The following is a 4,614-nucleotide window of genomic DNA, read 5'->3' as shown; positions in this document are numbered from 1 at the left end:
GCTGCCGCCGGACAGCCGGGTGGTGAACACCATCCCGTTGTCGGTCAGTGTCGATGCCGGGACCCCGTGCGTGGCTACGGTTCTGCGGAACTCGGTGAGCACGATCGGGCCGGTGACCCGGTGGTGTGCGGTGACCGACAGCGCGTAGCGGGAGTGGTCATCGAGCCAGGTCAGGATCTCGGTGTCGGCGCCGGGCCGGCCGTCGGGGCGGGTGAGCCGGTAGTGGGTGAAGTCAGACTGCCAGGTCTCGTTGGGTTGCTCGGCGGCGAAGCGGAGGTAGGAAGACTTCGGGCGCTTCTTCGGCTCCGGGACCACCAGCCCGGCCTTGGTCAGGTAGCGCGAGACCGTGGCTCGGGAGACGGTGATGCCGTGGTGGTGCTCCAGATGCCACCGGATTGTGTCGGGGCCGGCGTCCAGGCCAGTCGCGGTCAGCTTGTGTCGGAGCTCGATGATCAGCTCGACCGTCTCAGACGGGATCGCGGTGGGCGCCGTCTTCGGGCGTCGGGAGCGGGGCTCGAAGACGGCCTCGCCCTCGTGGCGGTAACGGGCCAGCAGCTCATAGAGCCAGGAACGGGAGACGCCGTACTCGGCGGCGACCTCGGGCACGGAACGCTTCTCGGTCACCAGCGCGGTGATGACCAGTCTGTTGAGTGTCATGCCCCGGACGCTGGCGCCCGGGCAACTCAGAGTCCGGGATCTCCGGAGACATCCGTCCGGCATGTCTTGAGACACCTGTCCGGGATGTCCTGAACCAGCACAGAGTCAGCTGTTGACCGCCCGCTGCTGCTCGGTCTCGGCGACCTCCTCGGCCGCATCCGCGGTCGCCTGCTCGACGAGCGCGGAGTCGGCCTCGTCGCGACCGGAGGTCCAGGTGTCGGGTGCGCCGAGGTCGATGGTGCGGACCGTGCGGGCGGCGCGTGCCTTGTTGACGTACGTCGGCAGGGTGACCGGCAGCGGGTCCCACAGCGAACCGCCGTCGACGGTCTCCACCGCGACCGCAACCGTCTCGAGCTCCGAGAGCGGGATCGTGATCGTGTCCTCGTCGGGCGAGAACTCCTCCGCAGCGGCCGCGGTCTCGCGCGCGACAGGTGCCTGCACCGCGCCGTACGACGCCTCGACGCGGACCGCGCGACGCGGAGCGGACTCCTCGACACGGGCGGCGACCACGGCCGGGCTCCACAGCGCGTCCTCCTCGCGGCGTACCTGCGTCCGGCACAGCGCGAGGTAGAGCAGGGTGAGCGCGACCGGGATCAGCACGCTCCACCACGCAAGCACCGAGAACGCCGCGAGCACACCGACGACGAGGTCGGTGATCAGCAGGACCAAGGTGACGTGACGGCGGCGACGGGCGGCGGCACGAGCCGCCGCCCGGCGGGCCGCGATGCTGCGGCGGCGGGCCGCGGGGTCGATCGCCGGCGCGGGTGCCTCGTCGCGGTCGGACTGACTGGGCAGCAGGATGCGCTCGTTGTAGCGGGCGGGGGTCACGACGAGGCGGGTGCTGCGCTTGTCGACGGGCTCACGCCGGGCGAGGACCCGCATCGCGGTGGAGAACCGGTCCACCGACCGGGTGCGCGCCATCTCCTCGTGGTGCCGGAGGGCCTTGGGAACCAGGTAGACAGCCCACGCGATGGCGAGCACGACGAAGATGATTCCTGACAAGTCCACGAGATGACCATAAAAGTGTCGGCGCGAAAGCAGCCGCAGGCGCGGCGGTGTGTCGTGAGACAACTCCTGTGACTCATGTGGTCAGGGGTTGTCGCGGGGCCCTTCGATCTTGTATCGGCGGAGCAGTCCGCGGGGGCAGTCCTCGGCCGTCAGCGCGAACAGCCGGTGGTCGCGCCAGTCGCCGTCGATGTGCAGGTAGCGGGGCGCGTAGCCGTACTCCAGGAACCCCAGCTTGTGCACCACGCGCAGGCTCGCGGTGTTCTCCGGCCGGATCGCGATCTCCACACGGTGCAGGCCGACCTCGAACAGCACGTGGTCGACGGCCAGCGCCACCGCGGTCGGCATGACCCCCTGCCCGGCGCACTCCTGGTCGACCCAGTAGCCGATCTGCGCCCAGCGGGCCGAGCCGCCGACGATGTTGCTCACGGTCAGCTGGCCGACGAACGCGTCGTCCACGGTGACCGCGAACGGCATCGCCCTGCCGTGCCGCGCCTGGCGTCGCAGGTCGCGGACCATCGCGCGGAAGGTCGCCGGCGCGGTGTTGTCGCCGGGCGGCACGGTCGCCTCCCACGGCGCCAGCCACTCGCGGTTGCGGGCCCGGACCTCGCGCCAGGCGCGCCCGTCACGCAGCGACAGCGGGCGCAGCCCGATCCGTCCGGACCGGAGCTCGACCGGCCAGCCGCGGCTCAGTGGTCGCTCCCCACGATCTGCTCGACGGCGTGCACGAGCAGGGGTACGACGACCGCGAGCCCGTCCTTCACGCCACCGCGCGAGCCCGGGAGGTTGACGACCAGCGCGTTGCCGGACACCCCGGCGAGGCCCCGAGACAGGGCGGCGGTCGGCACGCCCTTCGACACGCCGTAGGCCCGGATCGCCTCGGCGATGCCGGGCACCTCGCGGTCCAGCAGCGGCCGGGTCATCTCCGGGGTGAGGTCGGTCGGAGTCAGCCCGGTGCCGCCTGTGGTGAGCACCGCCCGTGCTCCGCCCTCGACCGCGGCCCGGATCGCGTCGGCGACGGGCTGACCGTCGGGCACCACCACGGGACCCGTGACCTCGAAGCCGAGCTCGACGAGCGCCTCGACGATCAGCGGGCCGGTCGTGTCCTCGTAGACGCCGGCCGCCGCGCGGTTCGACGCCGTGACCACCGTCGCCTTCATGACCGGGCCCAGTCCCCGCTCTTGCCGCCGGTCTTGGACTCCACCCGGATGTCGGTGATCACCGCACCCTTGTCGACCGCCTTGACCATGTCGACCACGGTGAGTGCCGCGACCGACACCGCGGTCAGCGCCTCCATCTCCACGCCCGTGCGGTCGCTGGTGCGCACCGTCGCGGTGATCGCGACCGCGTCGTCCTGCACGTCGAGGTCGACCGTCACCCCGGAGATCGCCAGCGGGTGGCACAGCGGCACCAGGTCGGGAGTGCGCTTGGCGCCCATGATCCCCGCGACCCGGGCGACGCCGAGCGCATCGCCCTTCGGCACGCCCTCGCCGCGCAGCAGGGCGACCACCTCGGCGGAGACGAGCACCCGCCCGGAGGCGACCGCGGTCCGCGAGGTCACCGCCTTGCCGGACACGTCCACCATCCGCGCGGCCCCGGTCTCGTCGACGTGGGTGAGCCGGTCCTGGCCGCTCATCAGAAGTCCCGGTCCAGGACCATGACCTGCACCATGGTGCCTGCATCGACCCGGGTGGTGTCCTCGGGTACGACGATCAGCGCGTTGGCCTCCGACAGGTCACCGACCAGGTGCGAGCCGTGGCCGCCGACGGGCACGACGAAGGCGCCCTTGGAGTCGATCTCGAAGTGTCCGCGGACGAACTGCCGCTTCGCCGGCGCCGAGGCGAACCCCTGCTGGCACAGCGCCCGGACCAGCGGTCGGCGGTAGGGCGTGCGGCCCATCATCCGCCGGATCGCCGGGACGACGTACACCTCGAACGAGACGTAGGCCGAGACCGGGTTGCCGGGCAGCGTGAAGATCGGGGTGGCATCCTCCCCCACCACGCCGAAGCCCTGCGGCTTGCCGGGCTGCATCGCGACCTCGCCGAAGTGGACGGTGCCGAGCTCGCTCAGCACCTCCTTGACCACGTCGTACTGGCCCTTGCTCACCCCGCCGCTGGTCACCACCAGGTCCGCCCGGACGAGCTGGTCGCTCAGCGCGTCGGCGAACTCCTGCGGGTCGTCGGAGACGATGCCGACCCGGTAGGCGATCGCACCGGCGCTGCGCGCCGCGGCGGCGAGCATGTAGGAGTTCGCGTCGTAGATCGAGTCGTGCCCGAGCGGGGTGCCCGGCTCGCGCAGCTCCGAGCCGGTGGACATGATCACCACGCGCGGCCGCGGCCGGGTGCTGACCTGCGCCCGGCCGACCGAGGCGAGCAGGCCGATCTGGCGGGGGCCGAGCACGGTCCCCTCCTCGAGCAGCACGTCGCCGGAGAGCACGTCCTCACCGCGCCGCCGGATGTGCTGGGCGAGCGTCGACGCCTTGTGGATCCGGACGGTCGCCACCCCGCCGTCGGTCGCCTCGACGGGCACGATCGTGTCGGCGCCCTGCGGCACCGGCGCGCCGGTCATGATCCGCACCGCCGTGCCGGGCGACATCGCGAACAGCTTGGTCTGGCCGGCCGCCACCTCGCCGACGACCGGCAGGTGCACGGGGTGATCCTCGGTGGCGGTGGCGATGTCGGCGTGGCAGACCGCGTACCCGTCCATCGCCGAGTTGTCGAAGCCGGGCAGGTCGACGCTCGAGACGACCTGCTCGCTGACCGGCAGGCCGAGGGCCTCGAGAAGCGGCTGGTCGTACGGCGGCAGCGGCGTGATCGACTCGAGGATCCGCTCGATGTGCTCGTCGACGGTGCTCCAGCGGTCGGTCGGGAAGCTGGCGGGCACTGGCATGGGTTTCTCCTATGTCAAGCCGCTGCCGTGAGGCAAGTCGCGGCGCGGGCTTGGTGGTCGGTG

General features: G+C 71.8%; 6 protein-coding genes. All 6 read right to left on the bottom strand.

Annotated features, from left to right (window positions below; all coding sequences use genetic code 11):
• The coding region (locus ACYVIH_RS19765; protein ID WP_460871257.1) for a helix-turn-helix domain-containing protein at positions 1-657 on the bottom strand (657 nt) is incomplete at its 3' end.
• A 105-nt stretch (positions 658-762) separates the two neighbouring features.
• Positions 763-1,665, bottom strand: coding sequence for a divisome protein SepX/GlpR (sepX, locus tag ACYVIH_RS19760; protein ID WP_460871256.1), 903 nt, complete (start codon positions 1,663-1,665; stop codon positions 763-765).
• Between the two features lie 81 nt (positions 1,666-1,746).
• Entirely contained in the window at positions 1,747-2,310 is a 564-nt protein-coding gene (locus tag ACYVIH_RS19755; RefSeq protein ID WP_460871258.1) for a GNAT family N-acetyltransferase, read from the bottom strand.
• A gap of 41 nt (positions 2,311-2,351) precedes the next feature.
• Complete coding sequence (locus tag ACYVIH_RS19750; RefSeq protein ID WP_460871255.1) at positions 2,352-2,822, bottom strand: MogA/MoaB family molybdenum cofactor biosynthesis protein; 471 nt, start codon at positions 2,820-2,822, stop codon at positions 2,352-2,354.
• Entirely contained in the window at positions 2,819-3,298 is a 480-nt protein-coding gene (gene moaC, locus ACYVIH_RS19745; RefSeq protein WP_460871254.1) for a cyclic pyranopterin monophosphate synthase MoaC, read from the bottom strand. The genes ACYVIH_RS19750 and moaC overlap by 4 nt, the downstream gene beginning before the upstream one ends.
• Positions 3,298-4,551 (bottom strand): molybdotransferase-like divisome protein Glp, encoded by a 1,254-nt coding sequence (gene glp / locus ACYVIH_RS19740; protein WP_460871253.1) that lies wholly within the window; start codon positions 4,549-4,551, stop codon positions 3,298-3,300. Before glp ends, moaC begins: the two co-directional genes overlap by 1 nt.
• Positions 4,552-4,614: the final 63 nt, after the last annotated feature.

The organism is Nocardioides pakistanensis (genome assembly GCF_054781215.1).
The sequence above is the reverse complement of the archived record's forward strand: the minus strand, read 5'-3'. Positions and strand labels throughout refer to the sequence as shown.

Coding starts and splice junctions, on each gene's coding strand:
- moaC (WP_460871254.1), bottom strand. CDS start 3,298: ATGAGCGGCCAGGACCGGCTCACCCACGTCGACGAGACCGGGGCCGCG.
- glp (WP_460871253.1), bottom strand. CDS start 4,551: ATGCCAGTGCCCGCCAGCTTCCCGACCGACCGCTGGAGCACCGTCGAC.
- ACYVIH_RS19750 (WP_460871255.1), bottom strand. CDS start 2,822: ATGAAGGCGACGGTGGTCACGGCGTCGAACCGCGCGGCGGCCGGCGTC.